General features: G+C 45.9%; 21 protein-coding genes and 2 riboswitches. Of the genes, 1 reads left to right on the top strand and 20 read right to left on the bottom strand.

Features of this window, described 5'->3' with window-relative positions; genetic code table 11:
* Positions 1–72: 72 nt before the first annotated feature.
* The 20 genes from purB to GNE05_RS03680 form a co-directional block, all read right to left on the bottom strand.
* Entirely contained in the window at positions 73–1,365 is a 1,293-nt protein-coding gene (gene purB / locus GNE05_RS03775; RefSeq protein ID WP_014417100.1) for an adenylosuccinate lyase, read from the bottom strand.
* Positions 1,365–2,546 carry a 5-(carboxyamino)imidazole ribonucleotide synthase gene (gene purK / locus GNE05_RS03770; protein ID WP_061861927.1) on the bottom strand — a complete coding sequence of 394 codons (1,182 nt, stop codon included), beginning with the start codon at positions 2,544–2,546 and terminating at the stop codon, positions 1,365–1,367. Before purK ends, purB begins: the two co-directional genes overlap by 1 nt.
* On the bottom strand, positions 2,500–2,988 hold the full coding sequence (purE, locus tag GNE05_RS03765) for a 5-(carboxyamino)imidazole ribonucleotide mutase (protein ID WP_007609846.1): 489 nt from the start codon (positions 2,986–2,988) through the stop codon (positions 2,500–2,502). Before purE ends, purK begins: the two co-directional genes overlap by 47 nt.
* Before the next feature lie 132 nt (positions 2,989–3,120).
* Positions 3,121–3,222: riboswitch (purine riboswitch) on the bottom strand.
* Between the two features lie 78 nt (positions 3,223–3,300).
* Positions 3,301–3,498, bottom strand: coding sequence for an NETI motif-containing protein (locus tag GNE05_RS03760; protein ID WP_007609843.1), 198 nt, complete (start codon positions 3,496–3,498; stop codon positions 3,301–3,303).
* Positions 3,495–4,049, bottom strand: coding sequence for a DUF2179 domain-containing protein (locus tag GNE05_RS03755; protein ID WP_014469850.1), 555 nt, complete (start codon positions 4,047–4,049; stop codon positions 3,495–3,497). Before GNE05_RS03755 ends, GNE05_RS03760 begins: the two co-directional genes overlap by 4 nt.
* A 122-nt stretch (positions 4,050–4,171) precedes the next feature.
* Positions 4,172–4,345: a Fur-regulated basic protein FbpA gene (locus GNE05_RS03750; protein ID WP_003155777.1), complete on the bottom strand. Its 174-nt coding sequence runs from the start codon at positions 4,343–4,345 to the stop codon at positions 4,172–4,174.
* Positions 4,346–4,483: 138 nt separating this feature from the next.
* Positions 4,484–5,266 (bottom strand): hypothetical protein, encoded by a 783-nt coding sequence (locus GNE05_RS03745; protein ID WP_014417096.1) that lies wholly within the window; start codon positions 5,264–5,266, stop codon positions 4,484–4,486.
* A gap of 197 nt (positions 5,267–5,463) precedes the next feature.
* The gene (locus GNE05_RS03740; RefSeq protein ID WP_007408891.1) at positions 5,464–6,786 is read right to left on the bottom strand and encodes an NCS2 family permease; all 1,323 of its coding nucleotides are present in this window, start codon (positions 6,784–6,786) and stop codon (positions 5,464–5,466) included.
* 131 nt (positions 6,787–6,917) lie between these two features.
* Positions 6,918–7,019, bottom strand: a riboswitch (purine riboswitch).
* Between the two features lie 123 nt (positions 7,020–7,142).
* A complete protein-coding gene (locus tag GNE05_RS03735; protein ID WP_160182453.1) occupies positions 7,143–8,585 on the bottom strand; it encodes a DUF4179 domain-containing protein in 1,443 nt (480 codons plus the stop codon).
* Positions 8,567–9,100, bottom strand: coding sequence for a sigma-70 family RNA polymerase sigma factor (locus GNE05_RS03730; RefSeq protein ID WP_021495186.1), 534 nt, complete (start codon positions 9,098–9,100; stop codon positions 8,567–8,569). Before GNE05_RS03730 ends, GNE05_RS03735 begins: the two co-directional genes overlap by 19 nt.
* Positions 9,101–9,418: 318 nt before the next feature.
* Entirely contained in the window at positions 9,419–10,651 is a 1,233-nt protein-coding gene (locus tag GNE05_RS03725) for an MDR family MFS transporter (RefSeq protein ID WP_061861925.1), read from the bottom strand.
* A gap of 64 nt (positions 10,652–10,715) precedes the next feature.
* A complete protein-coding gene (locus GNE05_RS03720; protein WP_014417092.1) occupies positions 10,716–11,915 on the bottom strand; it encodes a pyridoxal phosphate-dependent aminotransferase in 1,200 nt (399 codons plus the stop codon).
* Between the two features lie 57 nt (positions 11,916–11,972).
* Complete coding sequence (locus GNE05_RS03715) at positions 11,973–12,863, bottom strand: isocitrate lyase/phosphoenolpyruvate mutase family protein (RefSeq protein ID WP_014417091.1); 891 nt, start codon at positions 12,861–12,863, stop codon at positions 11,973–11,975.
* A gap of 8 nt (positions 12,864–12,871) precedes the next feature.
* Positions 12,872–14,083, bottom strand: a complete 1,212-nt coding sequence (locus GNE05_RS03710) for an ATP-grasp domain-containing protein (RefSeq protein WP_017419014.1) — start codon at positions 14,081–14,083, stop codon at positions 12,872–12,874.
* Positions 14,046–15,308: an ATP-grasp domain-containing protein gene (locus tag GNE05_RS03705; RefSeq protein ID WP_017419013.1), complete on the bottom strand. Its 1,263-nt coding sequence runs from the start codon at positions 15,306–15,308 to the stop codon at positions 14,046–14,048. Before GNE05_RS03705 ends, GNE05_RS03710 begins: the two co-directional genes overlap by 38 nt.
* Positions 15,309–15,670: 362 nt before the next feature.
* Positions 15,671–17,212, bottom strand: coding sequence for a glutamine-hydrolyzing GMP synthase (gene guaA / locus GNE05_RS03700; RefSeq protein WP_014417088.1), 1,542 nt, complete (start codon positions 17,210–17,212; stop codon positions 15,671–15,673).
* 162 nt (positions 17,213–17,374) lie between these two features.
* On the bottom strand, positions 17,375–19,582 hold the full coding sequence (locus GNE05_RS03695; protein WP_160182452.1) for a DUF4129 domain-containing transglutaminase family protein: 2,208 nt from the start codon (positions 19,580–19,582) through the stop codon (positions 17,375–17,377).
* An 18-nt stretch (positions 19,583–19,600) separates the two neighbouring features.
* Positions 19,601–20,785, bottom strand: coding sequence for a DUF58 domain-containing protein (locus tag GNE05_RS03690; protein WP_160182451.1), 1,185 nt, complete (start codon positions 20,783–20,785; stop codon positions 19,601–19,603).
* Positions 20,785–21,747, bottom strand: coding sequence for an AAA family ATPase (locus tag GNE05_RS03685; RefSeq protein ID WP_160182450.1), 963 nt, complete (start codon positions 21,745–21,747; stop codon positions 20,785–20,787). Before GNE05_RS03685 ends, GNE05_RS03690 begins: the two co-directional genes overlap by 1 nt.
* Before the next feature lie 138 nt (positions 21,748–21,885).
* Positions 21,886–22,758, bottom strand: coding sequence for a cation diffusion facilitator family transporter (locus GNE05_RS03680; RefSeq protein WP_160182449.1), 873 nt, complete (start codon positions 22,756–22,758; stop codon positions 21,886–21,888).
* A gap of 385 nt (positions 22,759–23,143) precedes the next feature.
* Here GNE05_RS03680 and gabP point away from each other — a divergent pair, with 385 nt between their 5' ends.
* Positions 23,144–24,529, top strand: a complete 1,386-nt coding sequence (gabP, locus tag GNE05_RS03675; RefSeq protein WP_012116987.1) for a GABA permease — start codon at positions 23,144–23,146, stop codon at positions 24,527–24,529.
* The last annotated feature ends 39 nt before the right edge of the window (positions 24,530–24,568 follow it).

The raw sequence follows: 24,568 nt of genomic DNA, 5'->3' as shown, positions 1-24,568 counted from the left end.
AGGCCTCCTAACCCGAATGTTGGGAATATTCAATCTATGGCGGCTGAAGAAGCCGCCTCCGGCTGGCTTCTTCTATAAACCTAAACGATCAAAGATCAAGTCGACGTTTTTCAGATGATAATTGTAGTCAAAGCAATCGGCAATCTGTTCCGGTGTGAGACGGGACGTGATTTTTTCCTCCGCTTCGACAAGCTGGCGGAACGGCACTTGTTTTTCCCACGCTTCCATCGCTTTCGGCTGAACCGTGTCATATGCTTCTTCACGAGGCAGACCCGTGTCGATTAAAGCGAGCAGCACGCGCTGAGAGTAGATTAAACCGAGTGTGCGGTCCATGTTGCGTTTCATATTTTCCGGGAATACCGTTAAGTTTTTGACGATATTGCTGAATCGGTTCAGCATGTAATTCAGCGCGATTGTCGCGTCAGGAAGAATGATGCGCTCAGCTGATGAATGAGAAATATCACGCTCATGCCATAACGGTACATTTTCGTATGCCGTCAGCATGTACCCGCGGATCACGCGCGCCATGCCCGTCATATTTTCCGACCCGATCGGATTCCGTTTATGAGGCATAGCCGATGAACCTTTTTGTCCTTTCGCAAAAAACTCTTCCACTTCACGTGTTTCACTCTTTTGCAGACCGCGGATTTCCACTGCGAATTTTTCAATGCTCGTCGCGATCAAAGCCAGTGCCGCCATGTAATCCGCATGACGGTCGCGCTGTAATGTCTGAGTGGAAATCGGCGCCGCTTTCAGGCCAAGTTTTTCACAGACATACTGCTCTACGAACGGATCAATATTTGCATATGTGCCGACCGCGCCGGAAAGCTTCCCGACTTCGATCCCTTCTTTTGCCTGCTTGAAACGTTCAAGGTTGCGTTTCATTTCTTCGTGCCAAAGCGCGAGTTTCAGGCCGAATGTCGTCGGTTCCGCGTGTACGCCGTGCGTGCGGCCCATCATGACCGTGTATTTATGTTCTTTCGCTTTTTCTTTTATAATGTCAACAAATCTCTCAATGTCCTTGAGCAAGATCTCATTCGCCTGTTTTAATAGATAGGAAAGAGCGGTATCCACGACATCTGTTGACGTCAGGCCGTAGTGAACCCATTTTCTTTCTTCGCCTAATGATTCTGAAACCGCGCGGGTGAATGCAACGACGTCATGGCGCGTATCCTGCTCGATTTCCAAAATGCGGTTGATGTCGAAAGACGCGTTTTCGCGCATGACCTTGACGTCTTCTTTCGGAATGACGCCAAGCTCAGCCCAGGCTTCACAGGCTAAAATCTCGACTTCCAGCCATGCCTGGTATCTGTTTTCGTCCGTCCAGATCGCGGACATTTCAGGTCTTGAATAACGTTCGATCATTATGCTCGTCCTCCGTCTCTATTCATCCATATGTTCGTGATGTCCTGAATCCATGTTTCATCAGGCTTCCGCAAAAATGTCATATGCCCCATTTTACGGCCTTTTTTAATCTCATGTTTTCCGTACAGGTACAGTTTGGCTTCCTTTAAAAGCTCCGTATGCTCCTCCGCAAGCTTCACTTCATCACCGAGCAGATTCACCATCATTCCCGGTTTGAGAAGATCGGTTCTGCCGAGAGGAAGTCCGCAGACCGCTCTGATGTGCTGTTCGAATTGGCTCGTTTCACAAAGGTCGAGCGTATAATGCCCTGAATTGTGAGGACGCGGCGCCAGTTCATTAATCAAGAGGCCTCCGTCTTCCGTGACAAACATTTCCACCGCAAGCGGCCCGACAAGCTCCAATTTCTCCGCGAGCTGAACGGCAAGCGCCTCTGCCCGCTTCTGAACCGTTTCCTCCGCTCTCGCGGGCACGATGCTTTGGAACAGAATATTATTTTTGTGGATATTTTCAGCAGCCGGAAAGGTTGAAATCTCACCGTGCACCGATCTCGTCACGATAACGGAAAGCTCCATCCGGAACGATACCCAGCTTTCAAGTATGCACGTGCCGTTTTCTAACAGCGCAGCCGCTTCATCTGTCTGTCCTTCTTCCTTAATGACAAATTGGCCTTTGCCGTCATATCCGCCGCGGCATGTTTTCAGCACCGCCGGGAGTCCCAGTGCCTGAACGGCTTCCTCAAGCTCCCGTCCGCTGTTTACGATCCGATAAGGAGCGACTTGACAGCCTGCTGACTGGATCGCCTTTTTTTCCGTTTCCCTGTTTTGGGTGATGAGCAGCAGCTCGCTTCCCTGGGGAAGATATGCATGTTCTTTGAGCCAGTTGAGCGCCTCGTAATCGATATTTTCAAATTCGTAGGTAATGATGTCACTGACTCCGGCCAATTTTTGAATCGCTTCACGGTCATTGTACTGGGCGGTAATCTCAATATCGGCGATCTGTCCGCATGGCGAGTCTTTCACGGGATCGACGACAGCGACTTTATAGCCCATCTGTTTTGCGGCGACAGCCATCATTTTTCCGAGCTGTCCGCCTCCGATAATGCCGATGACAGCACCGGGAAAAATCGTTTTTTTATCAGACAAGCTGATCACTGCTTTCCAGCACCGTTTGTTTTGTCGCATTTCTTCTCGCCTCTAGTTTATCCGCAATGTCATCGTCAAATGCCGACAAAATTTGCGCGGCTAACAGACCCGCGTTCACTGCGCCCGCTTTCCCGATCGCCGTCGTCGCGACCGGCACGCCGCCGGGCATCTGTACGATAGACAGAAGAGAATCAAGCCCGTTAAGCGATTTCGTCTGAACCGGTACGCCGATCACCGGCAGCGTCGTTTTGGCCGCCGTCATTCCCGGCAGATGCGCCGCTCCCCCGGCTCCGGCAATAATGACTTTTAAACCCCTGTCTCTTGCGCTTTCTGCATATTCAAACATCAAATCAGGCGTCCGGTGCGCGGATACCACCTGTTTTTCATAAGGAATGTGAAGTTCGTCAAGTATGTCGCATGCATGTTTCATTGTCTCCCAATCGGAGGTGCTTCCCATGATGATTCCTGCTAGCGGCTGCATTCTGTTCCCACCTTCTCATGCTTTGTTTTTCAGAAAAAAAAGCCCGGCTTATATTGCAACTATGAGGAAGCAATACAAACCGGGCATGGCGCGCGTATCGTCAGTCGTTCGCTTCTGCGATATCCATGTCAGCTGTTTATCACTTTCCTGCATAGTCCGGCCGTTTACGGCAGCCGGGTAGAAACTTATGGGCCATATTCCCAAGATTATATGAGGTCGTGTTTTGATTTCATGTTTATCTTAACAACGGACTTGGATAATGTCAACGACATTATCGAACGATATAAAAATTCTTTCTTTTAATGTTCGTGTTTAGATCAATTTCCCTTCAAATACGATTTTTTTCCCGCAAGGAACGACTTGAATTGATCCATTTTCTTTCTTTTCTGTAAAGATCGGCTCTTCCATCCGCCGGACGGGCATATAACCCTCTTCCTTCATTAAAGTGAGAATGGTGTCAATCGTTTCATCTTCCGTTACTTCAAACCGTTTCTTTTTTGGCTTTGTCATTCCTTAATTCTCCTCTTCTTCACTGCTTTCACCCAGAATCCGCCGTGGATCGTTTTCGGCTCAAAGGCGATAATAAACGCTTTTTCATCAAGCGTTTTAATCGTATCATAAAGCTGAAGCTCATATTTGCGCGGCGTCAGAATCTGCATGGCGGTCCGGTCTCCTTCAAGTCCGCCCGCAACCCAGCTTGTAACCCCGTATCCTTTTTCCCGGAGCTGTTTCGGCAGGTCCAGATCGAGCTCCTTCGTAATGACGTTGACTGTAATATAGCCGAGCGCCAGTTTCTCTTCAATTTTCATTCCCACTATGACGCCGAGGCCGTAGCCGAGCGCATAGGCAATGACGTTTTGAATTTGATTCAGATTGCCGAGCACGAGACTCAGGCCGGTCACATACACAAGGATTTCAATCGTACTGATGCCTGCGGCGAAATAGCGCTGTCCCTTTAATGTCAGAATCATCCTGATCGTAAAGAAAGAGACATATATAATGTTAATGATGAGAATAATGAGAACCATACCTATACTGTTGGATAAAATCGTCTGCATCACTGATTCCCCTCCTCTGATACTTTGAAAAGCATCAATCCTTCAATTAAGGATAGTTTACCCTCTTTTCATCATTTTCAAAAGAAAAAAAAGCCCGCCCCGCAAGGCAGACTGTTAAGCTCTTATCAGTGAAGCTCGGCTTTTTTCAATCGTTTGACGGCTTCATATTCCTTCTCAAGTTCACTCAGCGTGTACCCGGACAGTTCCTGAACATGGTCTTGATAAAACCCTGAGCGGATCAGTTTTGTCCTCAGGTGCTGTTTTTTCCGATTAATGGCTTCTCGCAACAACGGGGCCATCTTCATCATCCCTTTCCGAATCATAAAGAGTAGTGCCGCTTTCGAATTGCTGTTGCTCTCATCATATCTCGGCCGGGTCCTCAAAACAATACGCTTTATTAGAAAAATTTGTAAACATTGTGAAAGACAAATTTCGACTTATAAAGGGATCAGCGAAGCAGTAAAGTACTCGGAAATGAGCGGCCATGTCACAGCCGTAAAAACGAGCATGATGATGACCGCCGCGGAAATACAGTACATCACGTCAGCCGCAGGCTTTTCAGCCGATTTGTATAGAATCTGCACAAACTGCACCATCGCCGAGGCGGCCAGAAACAAGGTCAGCGCCGTAAACACCACGGTGACGACCGGCAGATTCAATATCGCGAAAATCATCCACACGATAGAGCAGGCGACAGCCGGAACCAAAAGCGATCCGACCCCCGCGGCCGCATCCCGCATCGTAATTTTCTGTTTCATCATATAACGTGATACAAGCCAGACCGCGCCGGCCGCAGCGGCAAAAAAGACGAGCGTATACACGAGAACGACGGTAAAGCCGTCAAAAAACGTATGATGCCGCTCCCCGTATCCGAGAGGCCTTTGCTGGCTTGCCCTCAGCTGAAACCAATTTCCGATTGAGAAAAAGATACTGAATACAAGCATTGAAATAAGAGCATATTTAAAGCGGGAAAAGCCGTCTTCCCCAACGACCTTCACCGGTGATGTCAAAATGCGCAGCGCGAAACGGCAATAACGTTTGACCGCGGCCCATGCAGAAGCGAGTTTTTCCGTAAAAGCCGGAGCCGGGCGCCGTTCCTTTACTTTTTTCTTTTGCTTTTGATAACGTCCCGCATTTCTGGACATTCTCGACAGCGGTTCTTCATCAGTCCCCTGATGCTGTTTTTCTTCTTCCAACGTTTCTTTTCTTTCTTCCGTCATGTCAGCAACTCCTATCAAAAAAATACGGCGGAATTTGTTAAACAAGAAAATAAAACACTTATATAAGGTACCGAAGCGTCCTTAAACAGTCAAGCGGTTTTCTTCACCCGGACACCCACATGACGTTTTATAGTATGTATTGGTTTTACGGAATAGGACAAAAACAAAAAACCGGCTTAACTCAGCCGGTTTTTCCGTTATTTCAAGAAGATGAAATACAGGATAAAGATGACGAACAGCCCGTACATAATCGGGTGAACGCTTTTTCCTTTTCCTTTGCAGATCATTGTAATCGGGTAGAATATAAAACCGATCGCAATCCCCGTCGCAATGCTGTACGTCAGCGGCATCATAATCATCGTTAAGAATGCCGGCACAGCCACCTCGAATTTATCCCAGGCGATCTTACCGAGCGGCGCCACCATCAGCGCGCCGACAATAATTAAAGCCGGAGCCGTCACATTCGTGGTGACAACTGACAGAAGCGGCGAGAAAAACATCGCCAGCAAAAAGAGAATGCCCGTCACAACAGCCGCGAAGCCGGAGCGCGCCCCCGCCGCAACGCCTGAGCTGGATTCAACATAAGAAGTCGTTGTAGACGTACCGAGTACGGCTCCGATAACGATTGATGTCGAATCTGCCAGAAGCGCTCTTCCCGCACGCGGAAGTTTGTTTTCCTTCATCAGCCCGGCCTGTGTCGCTACAGCCACCAGCGTTCCGGCCGTATCGAAAAACCCGACGAACAAGAAAGTTAAAATGACAATCAGCATTTGGACGGAGAAGATATCCGGAAGATGCATCCACGCCTGTCCGAAAGTCGGCGCAAGACTCGGCACGCTGCCGACAATGTGCGTCGGAACCGGAATCAGTCCGCAGACCATGCCGGCAACCGCCGTCAGAAGCATTCCGATAAATACGCCGCCGTTTACGCGAAGCACCATCAGAATGACAGTCACAATAACACCGAAAACCGTCAGCAGCACAGGGCCGCTGTGAATATTGCCGATAGACACCAAAGTCGATGAGTTCGCTTCAATAATGCCCGAACCCTGCAAACCGACAAATGTGATAAACAAACCGATACCCGCGCCGACCGCCAATTTCAGCTCAGGCGGAATCGCATTAATGATTTTTTCCCGCAGTCCCGTCAGCGAAAGCGCCACGAAGATAATTCCGGAAATCAAGACGCCGGAAAGCGCAGCCTGCCATGAAATCCCCATGCCGAGGACGACAGAGAAAGCAAAAAACGCATTTAATCCCATACCCGGCGCAATCGCGATCGGATACTTTGCAATGAGCCCCATTAAAATACAGCCGGCCGCAGACGCCAAGGCTGTAGCGGTGAACACCGCGCCCTGATCAATTTTTAATGCTTCCGGAAATCCCTTCACACCGTTTAAAGACAATGTCAGCGGATTGACGAACAGAATGTACGCCATTGACAAAAAGGTCGTTAAACCGCCGATGATTTCATTACGATAGCTTGTCCCCAGCTCATCAAACTGAAAAAATTGCTTCAAGCCAATTGCCTCCTTCATTCTCTCCCATTTATTCTGCCCGTTATCCGCCAAATAAAAAACGCCCCAAATACATTTGGGACGCTTGACTACATACGTTCAGTCTGAATAAATAAGAATGGATTATTTATATCAAACGATTGAGATTGATCCGTAGTCAAGCCATTTACGGTAGCTTGGTAGAAACTTGCGGGCCATATCCCCGCCATTATACGATATCTGCATATTTGATTTCTGAGTCTATTGTATCAATTCAATTTTGAAAACTCAATAAAAAAAACGAACAATCCCGTTAAAAAAATTTGGTTTATTCGTTAATTGACCAAAAATGGAAGACGGCAAAAGCCGCCTTCCCGACATCATTTTCCGTCCGCAGGCCGAACCGGCACCGCGAATGTGATCCCCTTATCATCCGCCAGCAAGTTCATAACCGTTTGATTGACGTACAAAGCGTATGAATCGAATGAGAAATCGCGCAACGAATAGTCTTTATTGGATGAATCATCCAATTCAAAAACGGATTCCATTTCACCCGTTTTAAGGTTCGTGACTTTCGCCTTATTTCCTTTCAGATAATAGCCTTTTTCATACTCATTAAGCGATGGCCAGGTTTTCATTTTTTTCGTATTGCCGAGACCGATTGACTCACCGACATTGATCAGCTGATCTTCATCCGCCTTGCTGTAATTGATTCCGGTGAATTGATAATCGACGATTACCGTTCTGCCTTGCTGTTTGATCTTTTTGATGGTAATGCCGACATGATGATGTTTCGTTTTATAACTGACGGGCAGTTTTGTTTTCAGAGGCACGATTTCTCCCGGCTCTGATTCTGTTTTTATATCGCCCGTTATGAAAAGTGTTTTCGCTTTCGGGTCTATCGGTTTGCTGAATTGAGTTTGGCCGCGTATTCTTTTCCCGCCGCCGGGAAGATTCTTTCTGCCGCCAAGTTCAATATTCGACGCCGTCATTTCATAATGGTTTCCGGCATCATCCGTTGCCTCGTAAATCGAGATGGCATCATTTTTGGCTGCATCATAGAAGTCGATAGAATACAGGAGAGCCGATCCCGTCGTTCCGTTTTCCGCCCGGATATCGAAAAAGCGGTATAATCCGTGATTTACATTCACAGCTTTCGTTCCTTCAAGAGAAACGGACTTTTGTTTTTTGATCGGGAGTGTAAAGCGCCAGTTTCCCGGGATGTTCTTGATTTTTGTAATGACAAGCGGAAGCTTATCACCGTCTTTCAGCTTTGAGCCGTCCGTGAACAGGCGAAGCTGTCCCGCGTACCGTCCGTCTTTCATTTTTTTCATATCACTGCTGTCATAATCCTCTGCTAACATATTCCGTGGATCTTTATAATCAACTTGAAAAGAGATGCTCTGCTCATCTGATTTCAAATTGTCAACGGTAAAATTGTAAACGAGCTGTCCGCTGTCGTAATACACACTTTTCACTGTCACCGTGATTCCGCGTGATTCCGCTTTCTCATTCAGTTTTGTCACCAAATTGCTTTTAAACAGCGCAGAACCTGCCTTATCCTGAAACAGACTGTAAATTTGTCCGGCAACAGGAATGTTTCCCATAGCCGTATTAACGGAGGGCATGAATAAGCCTGAGGACAGATACAGAATAAACAAAGCAGCAGCAACCGCGAGTCCGTTTATCACTTTTCGTCCCCATCTCCGTCTGACGGCGCCTTCTTTTCCGGCACGGACAGCGGCGCTGTGTATCACATTTTTCAATTCAGCTTTCGGCACGTCAATGTCCTGATACAATTGCTTCATTTGATGCTTTTCCATATATGTTTATCCTCCTTTTCCAGCTCCTGCTTCAATGCTTTTCTCGCCCTGTGCAGATGCGTTTTTACAGTGCCTTCCGCCATACCGGTCTGTTCAGCGATCATAGCAATCGAGAAATCTTGAAAATAATAAAGCTGAATGGTCAGCTGTATATGTTCGTCAAGCGTTTCCAGGGCATTCCGAAGATCTATGTATTCTTCAATGTTCTTATTCTCCGCGCGCGTATCATGCTGCGGCTCAAACGGGATGACGTCTCCGTGCTTTTTCCTCATCGCAAAAATCGTATGAAGCAAAATCCGGATCAGCCACGTTTTAAAATATTTCGGCTCCTTCAGCTGCGCGATATGAAGAAAAGCCTTGTAAGCCGTTTCCTGAACAGCGTCCAGCGTATCTTCCTTGTGATGCAAATAGAGATAAGCTGTTTTATATAAAGTATCCTGGTGTGCGGTGATCAGTTTTTCAAAGGCTGCGGCATCACCTTTTTTCGCCTTTTTGATCAATCGTTCTTCCTTCACCTTATCCACCTCCTATGCTGTTAGATATGAATCAAGGCAAAACGGTTTCAAAAAGATGAAAAAAAAACGCCTCAAAGTCTAATTTCGGATAACAACGATCCGTTTTCAAACTTGAAGGTGTTTTTTATTTGTCTCATCTTATGGGGTCAGTCCCTTAGATTAATACCTTCTTTGTTCGCCGTTCAGTCTGTATTCCTCTCCCCAAAAATATAAACACTCTTGTTTCCCATTCTGATGGGGCGCTGCTGAAAAGAAAAAAGCCTTTAAACCTTTGAGGTTCAAAGACTTTGCCATTAATTCTTCATTGTGTTAAAACATTTAACTCCTATGAGATTCTGTTACATCAACTTTTGAATGTCCGCTCTTATCAAGATGTTTTTTTGCCAAAAATAAAACCGGAATTCCCGAGGCTGTCGTTATAAAAATGATCAAAAACATATAGAAGGACCCGTTTACACCAAAAAAGGAAAGAAGAATCCCTCCCAGCCAAGGACCGATTACATTTCCTAAACGGTTAAAGCCTGCTGCTCCAAAGTATGTCCCTTTGAAGCCTGGTTTTGCAATTTCATCCACCAGCATATCAACCATCGAAAAAATCAAAACTTCCCCTATTGTGAAAAACACGACGATAGAGCCCCATATGAATGGGTTGGACGATAGCGAAAAAAATAATAAACTGAAACTAATTAAAGCATTTCCCAGAATGATTGAATGAATCGGCGGGAACTTTTTCATGATATTCACAATAGGGTATTGAACAATTAAGACGACAATTGCATTCAAAGCTAAAAGCCATGAAAATATGGTCACCCCGTCCTCTATTTTGGCGGCAAAATATTGGGGCAATGTTGTAGAAAAGTGCGCATATCCGGATATTGATAATATCACTCCAAGTAATGTGATAAGAAAAACCTTGTCTTTCCTTGTCACATTAAAAGCCGTAGCAATAGTCGTTTTATTTTCTTTTCGATTGTTCTCGTCTAATTTAAATTTTCGGAATGAAAATACGAGAGATAGACCATAAAGAAAATATGTAAAACCTGCGAACAGAAATGGGAGAGCCGTCTTGGCAGCTCCCAATCTAAGGCCTAAAAGAGGACCGAAAACTACGCCGATATTAATCGCAGTATACCGCAAATTAAACATCTTCAAACGATTTTCTTCTTTGCTTATATCGGATAATAATGCTCTTGACGCCGGTTCAAAGATAGATTGACACAGCCCGTTAAGCGCATTGATGACAAAAAATGCGAGTACACTATCTGCAAACATAAAACTTACAAAAACAAGCGCCCAACAAAATACAGACGTTATCATCACAATTTTCCTGCCAAAAAGATCAGACAAATACCCTCCGTAAAAGCTCATTACAATCCCAGCCAGCGAACTTACTGAAACAATGATGCCGGTCAAAGCAGGAGAAACACCTTTTACTTGTGTTAGGTAAATAGAAAGGAAGGGAATGCTCATCGAGACTGACATTCTGCTAAACAAGGTGCCTAAAATGATATTCCAGCCCACAGGGTGAATTCTTAATCGTATGCCTTTCAAAAAACCACCTGCCTAAACATTAGATGCAGATATAAAGAGGCTCGTTTAAGCTTTCAGCGCTCTGTTATACCTTAACTGCCAGCTGAGTTGTAAAATTATTAATTCTTTTCAAAGCCTCTGTGATAAGATCCTTTGGGATGGCAAAATTCAAACGAATGTTGTTCGGCTCTCCGAATGCTGTGCCGGGAACAGCTGACACGTGCTGTTTTTCCAACAGAAGATGACAAAATGTCTCCGCATCAATTATTTGTTGATCTTCAAACATTGTTCCGAAAAATTGTGAAACATTCGGAAACGCATAAAAGGCTCCATTTGGTTTGGCGCATTGAATGCCCTCAATTTGATTTAAACCATCGACTAATATATCGCGTCTTTTTTTGTATTCTTCGACCATCGACTTGTCAAAACCGTTTAAAGCAGAAATACCGGCATATTGAGAAATAGTTGACGGGCTGCCTGTAGCATGGCTTTGAAAGCTGGCAATGGCTTCGGCTATATCCGATGGGGCTGCGATATAGCCGAGCCTCCATCCAGTCATTGCAAAGACTTTGGAAAATCCATTCGTTATGATGGTCCGATTCAGCAATTCGGGAAAAATGAGCGGCAGACTGATATGCTTGCCCTCATACACAAACTGATCATAAATTTCGTCGGAAATGATAAAAATTTCAGAATAATCTTTCAACACATTTCCTAAAGCTTTCAGTTCATTTTCTGAATAAACGGACCCTGTCGGATTATTGGGAGATGTGATAACAACAGCTTTTGTCTTAGGGGTAATTACTTCTGCAAGCTTCTCGGGTGTGATTTTAAAATTTGTAGTTTCATCACAGCTTACAATAACAGGAACCGCCCCCGACAGTTTGATTTGTTCCGGATAAGATACCCAGTAAGGTGAAGGGAGGATAACTTCGTCGTCTTGATCACAAATTGCTTGAAAAACATTATATAGCGGCTGTTTTCCCCCGGCAGATGCAATTATTTGGTTTGGTTTATATTCTAAACCTCGTTCGTTAAGCAGATATCGCACAATGGATTCTCTTAATTCAATCAGCCCTGCTGCCGGCGTATACCCGGTTTTCCCCTTCACTATTGCCTGAATTCCTGCATATGAGGCTGTTAATGGCGGATGAAGATCCGGTTCTCCGACACTCATATTTATAATGTCTTTTCCTTCTTTTACCATTATCTTCGTTTTGGCATTTAATGACATAGTGGCCGAAGGTTTTATATTCATGACTCTATCGGATAATCTTTTATTCAATTCAAACGCCTCCAATGTCTTTATGGGCCATTCTTAAAATAGCACGATACAAAAACCTCAGTTAGCCGGCTGTCTATGGATCAAACGCTCCAGTTGCTTCATCCCCGGAACGTCTTGAATGTCAAATATCTCATTAACGCTCACGATGTCATTTTCAATCTGCAAAGACGATTTATTATTTATAATGCTTTCGAATGTATCATTTATAGCCTTAACAGAAGCGCGCAACGCCTGATTCGCATAGATGGAAACCTTCACTCCCAATTTCTCAAGCTGTTCCATTGAGAGCGTCGGATATTTAGTCGGAACCACAACCAACGGCGCATCCACGTCCCAATTGTTAACAAACTCAATAATTTCATCAGGCGATTGTTCTTTTGAATGAATTAAAATTGCATCTGCTCCAGCATGAACATAAGCTTTTGCTCTTGTATAGGCTTCTTCTTGACCCAATTTAGCAATTAAAGCTTCGACACGGGCAATCAATACAAAATCGTCATTTTGCTGAGCCATCTTTGCGGCTCTAATTTTTGCGCAAAATTCTTCAGTACTGACAAGGATCTGTTGTCTGTCGTCAAATGAGTTTAATTTTGGATATACTTTATCTTCAATACAAACTCCGGCAATACCAGCAGCTTCGTATTTTTTGATCATGCGGGTGACATTGTGAATGTTCCCGTAGCCGGAATCACAGTCAGCGATGACCGGCAAATTGCATGATTCATTCATAATGACGGCGGCTTCAAGAAATTCAGTCATCGTTAATATACTGGCATCAGGTACAGTTTGCACAGCCGAGATTCCCAAACCGCTTGCCCATACGGCATTAAATCCGTTTTTCTCTGCTAATTTGGCGCTTAAACCGTCATGAGCTCCCGCAACTTTCACCAAACCTTTACTGTTTAAAGCATCTCTAAAAATTGATGATTTTCTGTTTTTCACCATCATTCTCCCCTTCACCTAATGATTATTTTTATTTTGTCAATCGCATCATGTAATGCGTGATTGACTTCTCGCTCATTTTTCCCCTTTACAATCATCCATCCTGCTCTATCGTAGCTGTTTTTGATCGGTCTGATTCTATCACCGACACTGCAATTTACATGAAAATCTACTACATTCCCCATCATTTTGAGATCGCTGATCCCTTTGATTGCGCGTACAACCCCTTGGTTCGTTTCTAAAAAACGAACGGCGCATACTTCGCTTTGAGCATGTTTCCTTTCCGGTTGATATGGGATGCCCGCCAGTTCCGCAAAAATAGGTGTATGCATATCACATTTCATGGCGATTTCTGTAATGGTCACTATGTTGTCTCCGCCATAGCGGGTGTGTACCTCGCCAACCACAAATCCTTTATTTGTGTGATACCCTTCAATATGCAAGGGGCCAAATACGATCCCCATGGCATGAACAACTTCCTTGACCAGATTCTTATACAAATCCTGATGTTTTTCTTTATGTTTATACGGCGATATATGCCCGGATTCTACAAAAGTCCCGGGGTATAGCAGCTTTTCGGTCACACCAAATATGTCGGCCTTGCCTTGGCAGACAACGGCTTCTATTGAAATTTCCTGCCCTTCTATAAATTCTTCGGCTAATACTGACTTCTCCTCGTCATGTTTTGAACACTCTTTAAAACACGCCTCAATGTCCTCTTTTTTCTCAACTTTTATGACGCCTATACTGCCTTGCTGAGATCTCGGCTTTAAAATGATAGGATGTTGAGATGTATTCCAAAAATCGTATACGTCTTCCACGCTCCTGCACAATCCAAAATCGGGAGAGTTTAGTCCTGCCTTTTTTAAAAGCCGGCGCGTTGTATATTTATCAAGGCATGCTTGCACCACAGACGGAGGATTTCCTTTTAAATGAAATGCCTGCTGAAGTTTGGATACATTGAATAAGCCGGCTTCTTTGAAAGTAAATATGGCATCTAAAGGCTCTTTGTCATGGATTTCTTTAGCGACTGAGAATAGATTCTCATGATTGGTATAATCTAATGCGATTTTTTGGTCAGCTTCCTTTATTAAATGCTCATATTTTTTTAATGAAGCTTCTGTATCTCCTAATAAGACGTCAAAACCAAGTTGTTTTGCCCTCGTAACGGCCTTCTCAATATGCGTTTCAGGAATCCCGATCAGGAACAGTCTTTTCCTCTCCATTGATGAAACACCTCACTTCAGATAAAGCATTTTCAGCATATTCGATCGCTTTTTCTGTATCTTCGGCTTCTGTGATGACATAAGCAATCCGGGAATCATGAAACTTTTCAGGCGGCAGGCCAACATGATCGCCCGGCTGCTTTTCTAAAACAAATTCAACGACCCCGGGCATTTCTTTGATCGATTCGACACCTTCCCACTTTTCTATCACACCAGCACGGTCTGCAATTAAAAACCTGACGCAGGCAGCTCTTCTTTTCGAAGCTTCAAAGCTTATTGTTTCTCCTAATACAGCCAATAGGTTTGCGCGCGTTATATTTATACCTTTGGCTAGAGGAACCAAATGGGTAGTAATAAAATCGCCGCCCAGACGACCGTTGATCTCGATAATCTTGCACCCTTTCTCTGTGATCATGACCTCGGCATGAAAACCACAATTGTTCAGCTCCAAAGCTTTTATCCCTTCACTGGTGATGTGGAATAATTCACGTTCCACAGCCTCCGGCAGCCTGGCGGGAAATGCATGCTGGTATTCTTCGAAATACTGATCCGTCCATTTTTCAGTAACACCTGCAAAGTGAATGACTCCGTCGGAAATCACTCCCTCAATGCTGACTTCTTGTCCGTTCATAAACTCTTCAACAATATACTCGTTTTGATAAAAAGAAAACATTTTATCGTTTTCCGGCACCGCAGCGTTTAACAGCTGCTGATATGCGCGGTTTAAATCTTCAGGCTTTGATATTCGGAATACGCCTTTACTGGCAGAAGCACCCACAGGTTTAACGATCAATGGGTATTCCATATCAATGCTTGCATGATATAATTCGGTCCAATTTGTAAATTTGCAATATTTTGGATGAGGAACTTGTGCGCGGTTCAAAAATTGACGCATCTTCCATTTGTTTCGAGCCCGTTCTGCCGCTTCCACCGGACTGCCCTTTAAGTTAAGTTCTCGGGCAGTTACCGCCACCGGAACCACATCTCTATCCCAGAATGTAATGACTCCATCAAAAGGATTTTCTTTGGCAGTTTCCTTCAGAACAGCTATAGTCTCATCAATCTGATAAGTATTTGCGGAAATGTAATGGTCAACGAATGGCCGCGACCATTCAGGCAGTTCAGGGCCGACAACAGAAACCGTCAAGCCCAAATTTTTAGCAGTCTCCAAAGTAGAAATTTTTTTAATATAAGTAGCATTAAAAAATAAAATATGTTTTTCCATCCTTCCGAGCCTCTTTCAACATTTTTTTCTACAAATTAGAAACCTTCTGCGTTTCTAAAGAACTGAATGCAGAAGATAAAAAACCCCTTGGAAAACTCAAACCATCATATGTTTTATTTGTATATATTCATAATAACATACATTATTTGTTATTAAATGAATATTTTATGAATTCAGTTTTATTAGAAAAAATGAAATTATAGGGAGAATATTAGGAATACAACTGATTAAAAAACTCGAATATATAAAAAACTGCTGTACATCTTCTCCGGTGTTAATGATAAAAGGCCCATTATTCCTAGAACCATGTAAATTAAAAAAGCCTCAAATCTTTATAAATAAAAGATTTGAGGCTTTTCTCATTATTCCCACTCAATTGTTGCAGGCGGCTTAGAAGTAATATCGTACACCACTCTGTTGATGTGTTTCACTTCATTGACGATCCGTGTCGAAATCACTTCAAGCACATCCCAAGGGATACGCGCCCAGTCAGATGTCATGCCGTCAATTGATGTTACGGCACGGATACCGATTGTGTAATCATACGTTCTCGCATCTCCCATGACGCCGACGCTGCGGATGTCAGGAAGAACCGTGAAGTACTGCCAGATGTCGCGCTCAAGGCCGTGGTTCGCCACTTCTTCACGCAGAATCGCGTCTGATTCACGAACGATCTCAAGTTTTTCTTCCGTTACTTCGCCGAGTACGCGGATGCCAAGTCCAGGGCCCGGGAACGGCTGACGCCATACGATATCATCCGGGATGCCGAGCTCTGTGCCGAGCGCGCGCACTTCATCTTTGAAAAGAGTGTTCAGCGGTTCGATCAGTTCAAATTGCATATCTTCAGGAAGTCCGCCGACATTGTGGTGCGATTTGATCGTTTGCGCAGTTGCCGTTCCGCTTTCAATAATGTCTGTGTAAAGCGTTCCTTGCGCAAGGTAGTCGATTCCTTTCAGCCTGTCCGCTTCATCATCAAATACGTAAATGAATTCGTTGCCGATGATTTTGCGTTTTTGCTCAGGATCAGAAACACCTTTCAGCTTGTTTAAGAATCTGTCTTTCGCATCAACTTTAATGACATTCATATTAAAGCCTTCGCTGAACGTTTTCATGACGCCTTCCGCTTCGCCTTTGCGGAGAAGGCCGTGATCTACGAAAATACAAGTCAGCTGGTCGCCGATCGCTTTATGAATCAAAACGGCTACGACAGAAGAATCGACTCCGCCGCTCAAAGCGCAAAGCACTTGTTTGTCTCCGACGGTTTCGCGGATTTTTTGCATTTCGATTTCGATAAAGTTTTCCATTGACCATTCGCCTTTACATTCACAAGGCCCGAAGACAAAGTTTTTCAGAAGGTCATTTCCGTATTCTGAATGACGGACTTCCGGATGGAACTGAACACCGTACCATTTTTTGTCTTTTTTGCTCATCGCCGAGTTCGGGCAGTGATGGCTTGTCGCGTCTACCGTAAACCCTTCCGGCACTTGTACGACTAAGTCGCCGTGGCTCATCCAGACAACTTGTTCTTCCGGAAGATCTTTGAACAAGTCAGGAGTTCCTTGAATCTGAATGTTCGCTTTTCCGTATTCGCGCTGGCTTGCCGCCTCGACTTTCCCTCCGAGGTAATGAGTCATCAGCTGCATGCCGTAGCAGATGCCCAATACAGGAATATCAAGTTCAAAGATTTTTTCATCACAGCGGAAAGATCCTTCATCATATACACTGTTTGGTCCGCCTGAAAGGATAATTCCTTTTGGATTCATTTCTTTGATTTCCTCAGCTGTCAACGTATGGGGATGCAGCTCGCTATATACGCCAAATTCACGGATCCGGCGGGTAATCAGCTGGTTATACTGACTGCCGAAATCAAGAACAAGAATCATTTCATTCACTAACTTCGTCATGGTTGTCACCTAATCTCCTCTAAGTTTTTGACACAGAAAAAACGGAGGACACACGTTCAGCCCTCTGTCGGCAAGACTTGTCCGGAAGCCCGGCTTTTTAACGCTCCCGGGCTCCCATTTAACATTCATTTATTCTAACAACAGGACGATATGCGGTCAAGACTATCTTCTTTTAATTATATTTTCCCACAACTGTCCCGATTCATTCCAAAGCTTTGCGGCATTATCGCTGCGGTATAACGCACGCTCATAGCGCAGCGTCAGCTCGGACATGTCGTTTGTATGGTGCGCCTCGTCAACCCTCGCGGCAAAATCACGGAGCGTTTCTCCGTCCCCCCTGCTGAACCCTTTTCGTTTCAGCTGTCGGAGCAGCGCGGCATATGCGTCGAAAAAGACGTCTTCATCCGTTCGCCGCTTCAATCTGGCTGCTGTAACGTGCGGAATCCAGCGCGCCCGGAGCAGCCAGGCGAGTGCCGCCGCGGCTGAAATCACAATGACGATGGCTGCATACGGCCATAGCTGTGCCGCGGTTTTGTTGCGGATCACAGGCTGCGGTGCCGCGCTGTGATCCCGCTTTTTCGGCTTTTCCTCTTTTTCCGGCTTTGATTCCTGACGCTGCTTGTCAGACGGTTCATCCGAGTTCCCCGCTGAGCCTCCGCTGTCTTTTGCCGCGGTATGATTTTGCTCTGACGTAAACTCCGTCGGATTGGTGAAGCCTTTCGTCGGCTCAAACGTCACCCAGCCCTGATCCGGAAAATACACTTCTACCCACGAATGGGCGTTGTTGTTCGTGACTTCATAAATGTGGCCGTTATGGTCGCCTGCCCCTTTATACTCGCCGGATGTATAACCCTTCACCCAACGGGCGGGAATACCCGCAGATCGGAGCAGCACGGCCATTGCCGATGAAAAGTTATCACAATATCCTCTTTTCGTTTCAAACAGAAATTGATCGACATAATCCTGATTGTGCTCCGGAACCGCGACATCCTGTGTATGATACGAAAATGCGGAAGATCCGAGATAATCCTCGATCGCCTTCGCTTTATCGAACATATTATGATGATCCCGCGTCAGTCTGTCCGCAAGCTGTCTCACTCTTTTCGGAAGGCTGTCGGGGACCTGTAAATACCGGTCATTGAATTGATTCTGCTCACGGTATCGTTTTACTTTCACTTTTCTGAGATCATTCAGCTTAAAGACGGGCGCCTGAAAAGTCACCGTGTACCGTCCCATATTGCGGATGTTGCCTACTTGTTCACTGACCGGCGTAATTTGCTCGGTGTTTCCGTTCATTTCAAGCTGAATCGAGTGCTTCGGTTTAATATTGGAGACGCCGATCGGATACATGACGTGATTATAGAGATAATTCTCATCAATGGACACCTGTGCCGTATACCGTCTCGTCTGCACACTCCGGTCAAACCATATATCTTCAACGTTGCCGCCGTTCAGTTTATAGGACATGCCCTGATCGGTCTCCACCCAGCCTTTCCCCGTGTATGTATCCTTCGTTTCCACCCGGAAGTACGCCCGTTCTTTTCCCTTCCATGTAAAAACCGGCGTATCATCCTCCTGAAAAGGGCCGCCCAATGTTTCATCATGATTGCCGTAGCCGATTTTGCTTTCGGCGGCGGGCACTTCTTTGTGGTTTGTTATTTTTTTAAGAAACGGCACGGGGTCCGGCCAGTTCGGGTCTGATTTCGGAGCCGCCAGACCGAACACGACGGAAGCGCAGATAAACAGCATCAGCGGCAGAAACCATTTGAGTATCAATCTTTTTTTAAACGCTATGTGTTCCGTAAGCCGGATGCGCTCCATATACAAAAGCCCCATCATCAAAAAGCCGATAAAGACGATCCGGATGACGGCGTATGCGGCATCATAGGGAGTAAACGTATCAAGCACGGTGATATACGCCACCGTCATGATAAAAAAGAATAAGATTTTCCGCTGATAGATCACCCAGTAATGCAGCAAATACACGAGCAGCCATAAAAGCACAAAAAACAGCAATGTGCGGAATGACGGATTCATATCATTCCATCTTCCGGTCCCGATGTGGCGGGCATTTTGCATCACGTCCCGCAAAAAAGAAACGAGCCATTCCGGCTGAAAAACCGAACCTTTATAAAACAGGATGTGAATACTGATCAACGTAAACAGAATGCAGGACGGCACGGTGACGTACCACCTCATCCGGAAGAATGACAGCAGAAATGCCAAACCGATAAAAACGATGAAAAAACCGGTATGTTTTGTATCCGTAAAATTGTGCAGCGGCCTGAGCCATTCCCATAACAATAAAAAAGCGAGAAAATAAAACAGCAGCAGACTCAGCCTGCTTCCCTGGTTCTCGTCATGCGGCATGGCGCGCCACCTCTCTTTCTAAACAACATGGGACACCCGTTTGTCCCTGATCATTTGCACCTTAATATTTTTTTGCGCGAAGATGAGAGCGAGTTTCCGTTCTTTCTCCGAAAGCGCGGCATTCGTTTCTTTCGCCAAAAACACCGTCATGTCAGCACGGCCGGGCTCAGCCTGTTTGAGAAGGTCTTCTGTAAGACTGCCCGTCACGACGGCAATGGAAGCTTTGCGGACGCGCGGATCCGCCAGCTCTTTTCCTAAACGCCCGCCTGCATCGGCTTCTTCCGATTCTGAAGCTGATGCCAGGTAACGCAGCATCTTTCTGAAATGCCGGTCTCCCTCCCGGACGGGAAATACGGTCCGGTCGCTCCCCAATGAAATAAATCCTGCGGGAGAGCCCTTCACAAGCGCCGTGTAAAGCAGGGATGCCGAAGCTGATACCGCGGCTTCAAACGATGGGGACGGCCTGCAGTCCAAAAGGAGAATTATATTCACACTCTGCAGCGGGTCAAATTCCTTCGTCATCAGCTCATTTCGCCGCGCCGATGTTTTCCAATCAAGTGCGGAAAACCGGTCGCCCGGCTGATAATTTCTGACGCTCGCAGCCATTGCGGAGCGGTGTACCTGAAACGGAGCGCCGGCAGCCGTACCCTCTTCCCCGGAGGCGGACTGCGGCTTATAGTGAACAGACCCGTACGCCGGGAAAACCAGAACCGTATCCGTAACGGAAAACGACGCCGTCTTGTCCAAAAGCCCGAGAACATCTCCCGTCCGCACTCTTATCGTATGTAAATGATGCTCTCCGCGCGGCACCTGCGGCAGCTCATATTGTAACGTCAGCTTCCTTTGAAACCACGGAAACACAAGCTGTTTCGCACTGCGCCTCTCGCCAAGCGTTTCCGGCATCACATCTTCAATGACCATATATGTCAGCGGAAACGGCAGGCGCCTCGTCAGCCTGATGGTGACAGACAGCCTGTCGCCTGAGGTTAACTGGGCGGAGGACACGTCACGCGCCACCTGAAACGCCCGCAGCGGGTACACAGCGACCAGCCCGGCGTAAACGGTAAACGGCAAAAACGCATAAAATAAAAACCAGCTCACAAATCCGCCCTGAAACATGGCATAAGAAAAGACAGCCGCCGTCAGTACGGCCAACATAAGCAGCTTCCAGCCATATAGAAGCCAATGCATCTTCTTTCTCATTAGCGGACCGACATCCTTTGGACGGGCACTTTTTCCGTTTGCATGATGTCTTCTATAATCGCTTCCGGCGTCACATCGTTAAATTTCGCCTCGGCGGTCAGGATCATTCTGTGCGGCAGCGTATACGGAGCCAAATACTGGACGTCATCAGGAATGACGTAATCGCGGTCATGAAGCAGCGCGTACGCCTGCGCGGCTTTCATTAATGAGATTGAACCGCGCGGACTTACGCCCAGATGTACGGACGAATGCCGGCGGGTATGCTGAGTAATGCCGACGATATACGCTTTAATTCCCTCATCCACCCGCACCTTCTCCAGTTTTTGCTGAAGGCTGATAAACTGTTCTTTAGAAATGACGGGCTCGATTGTTTCAAGCAGATTGCGCCCTTCCTGCAAAGACAGAACTTGAAGCTCTTCCTCGGCAGTCGGGTAGCCCATGCGCAGCTTAAATAAAAACCGGTCAAGCTGGGCTTCGGGAAGCGGATACGTTCCTTCATATTCAACCGGGTTTTGTGTGGCCATGACGAAAAACGGCTCAGCCAGCCGCATTGTCTTTCCGTCAATCGTGACATTCCCTTCCTCCATTGCCTCAAGCAGGGAAGACTGCGTTTTCGGAGAGGTTCTGTTAATTTCATCAGCCAGCACGATATTCCCCATGATCGGTCCAGGGCGGTATTCAAATTCCATCGTTTTCGTATTATAAATAGAGACACCCGTCACATCTGACGGCAGAAGATCCGGCGTGAACTGAATCCTCTTAAAGTCAGCTCCGATCAGCTTGGCCAAAGCGCGGACCATCATCGTTTTTCCGACTCCCGGCACGTCTTCCAGCAGCACATGCCCTTTTGCGAGAATGGCGGCCAGACTGAGTATGGCGATATCCCGTTTTCCTATGATGATGTTTTCAATATGCTCAACGGCTTTCTCCAGCAGCGGATGCAGCTCTTCTTTATAAGCCATTCTTCTCCTCCTAGTCATCTCTCAAATTTCAATTATCGTAACCTAACTTTACCACAAAATATAAACAGTATAAAAAAACGTTTCCAGCAAATTGTTTCCAGTCTGAAAAAGGAAAAAGCTCCCTTTAGAAAGGAAGCTTTATTTCAGCTGGAGAGGCTCCATATGAACGTGTGAATGGTCAATGGCATGTTCCTCTTTCATCTTGCGTTCTACCTCATTTGCGATCTCATGACTCTCTTTAATGTTCAGATCAGACGGCACTTCAATGACGACATCAATATGAACGGAGCTGCCCAGATATCTCGCTTTAATATCTTTTAAACGGCTGACGCCCGCAATCTGTTCAATCGTCTTTTTATAATCAGAAATATGTTTGACATCAAAACCGTCAGTCAGCGAATGAGAGGATTCCTTAAAAATATCCCACGCGGTTTTGCAGATGATCAATCCGATGATAAACGCGGTAACCGTATCCACCCAAGCCAAATGGAACTGTGAAGCAAAAATTCCGATAAACGTGCCGATACTGACGAGCGCATCTGATTTATTATCAGCGGCCGCAGCTGAAAGGGCCTGGCTGTTTACCTTTTTGGCAAGCCCTTTCGTATAGCGGCAGACCATCAGCATCACGACGGCGCTCCCCGCGGCCGTCCAGGCGGCTATCATATCCGGTGTTTCCTCTTTAACGGAAAAAATAGATTGCGCGGCGCTGAACAGCACTTGCATTCCGACAAGCATCATAATAATGGAAGCGATGAGTGACGCGACGGTCTCCGCCCGAAAATGGCCGTAAGGATGATCTTCGTCAGGAGGTTTCTGAGAGATGCGCAAACCGATGAAAACAGCCGCAGATGCCACGATATCAGTCGTATTATTTAAACCGTCGGCCTGAAGCGCTTCTGAGTGAAACAAATAACCGATCACAAGCTTCACAGCCGACAATGCCGCATATGCGCCAATACTGACAATCGCTCCGGTTTCGCCTTTTTTCAATTCATGATATCTCTCCACTGAAAATCCTCCTTCCCGTTCAATTTTTCCTTCATTATCATACAAAGCGAAGACACAGTGGGTCTATAGAAACATGATTCACTTTCCACAGAAAAATAGTAAGCATAGAACATTTATGCGCTCAGGAAACTTATTTTTATTCACGAAACCCCTCTCATCCCAATCGTATCAAGGATTCTCGCCATCCCATGTTCATGGAATTATTTTCAAACCCATTAAAACACAAAAATAACAGAAAATTATTTCTTTTCCTTCCGGCACCTCTGCTGTACGGACGAGAAAAAATGTCATATTTTCTTACATCATTTTCAACTGTCTGTGGCATTTATGATAGAATAATACTTGTCGGAATATTCAGCATAAACAAGCCAAAAGGAGGCAAAGAATGAATCAGCCTAACTCTTTATCAAAGGGATTAAAAACCCGGCATATGACTATGATTTCAATTGCCGGCGTGATCGGCGCCGGATTATTTGTCGGAAGCGGATCCGTCATTCATTCCACCGGACCCGGAGCGATTGTCTCCTACGCTTTAGCAGGATTATTAGTGATTTTTATTATGAGAATGCTGGGGGAAATGTCCTCCGTCAACCCGACAAGCGGTTCGTTTTCACAGTACGCGCATGATGCCATCGGTCCTTGGGCCGGTTTTACGATCGGATGGCTGTATTGGTTTTTCTGGGTCATCGTCATTGCTATTGAAGCCATTGCAGGCGCCGGAATCATACAGTACTGGTTCCCGGGCATTCCGTTATGGCTGACGAGTCTGCTTCTGACCGTGCTGTTAACACTGACGAATATTTATTCAGTTAAATCGTTCGGCGAATTTGAATACTGGCTTTCCTTAGTGAAGGTAGCGACGATCGTTGTCTTCTTAATCGCGGGATTTGCGTTCATTTTCGGAATCGTCCCCGGCAGCAAGCCGGTCGGGCTGGAAAATCTGGCGGGCAGCGGCGGATTTTTCCCTAAAGGTCCAAGTTCCGTTCTGCTCGGCATCGTCGTTGTCATTTTTTCTTTCATGGGATCTGAAATCGTCGCAATCGCAGCGGGAGAAACGTCAAATCCGGTCGAATCCGTCACAAAGGCGACCCGCTCAGTCGTTTGGCGGATCATTATTTTTTACGTCGGCTCCATTGCGGTTGTGGTCACACTGCTGCCGTGGGATTCAGCCAATATTTTGGAAAGCCCCTTCGTTGCCGTTTTGAGCCATATCGGGGTTCCCGCAGCCGCTCAAATCATGAATTTTATCGTCCTGACAGCCGTTCTGTCCTGCCTGAACTCCGGGCTTTATACGACGTCACGGATGCTGTATTCACTGGCAGAGCGAAATGAAGCGCCGCGGCGTTTTATGAAATTGAGTAAAAGAGGCGTACCGGTTCAAGCCATTATCGCCGGCACCTTTTTCTCCTATATTGCCGTTGTTATGAACTACTTTTCTCCCGACTCCGTATTCTTATTTCTGGTCAATTCATCAGGGGCGATCGCACTGCTCGTCTATCTCGTCATCGCCGTCTCACATCTGAGAATGAGAAAGAAAATCGAACGGACAAACCCTGAATCTCTTAAAATCAAAATGTGGTTCTATCCGTACTTAACCTACCTGACGATCATCGCCATTTGCGCCATCTTGTTATCTATGCTGTTTATCAGCTCAATGCGGTCTGAATTTCTGCTGACAGGATTTATTACTCTGCTGGTGCTTGCCTCATATGTATTCCGCAAAAAACAAAAACCGAAAGAGAGCGCTTCCGAAAGCCGGGTTGCGCAATAACCGCAAACACCCCCCTCAAAAAAGGGCGGGTGTTTTTTT

Source organism: Bacillus sp. AM1(2019), from assembly GCF_009906915.1.
Taxonomy (GTDB): Bacteria; Bacillota; Bacilli; order Bacillales; family Bacillaceae; genus Bacillus; species Bacillus velezensis.
This window is presented reverse-complemented; position numbering and strand designations above follow the sequence as displayed.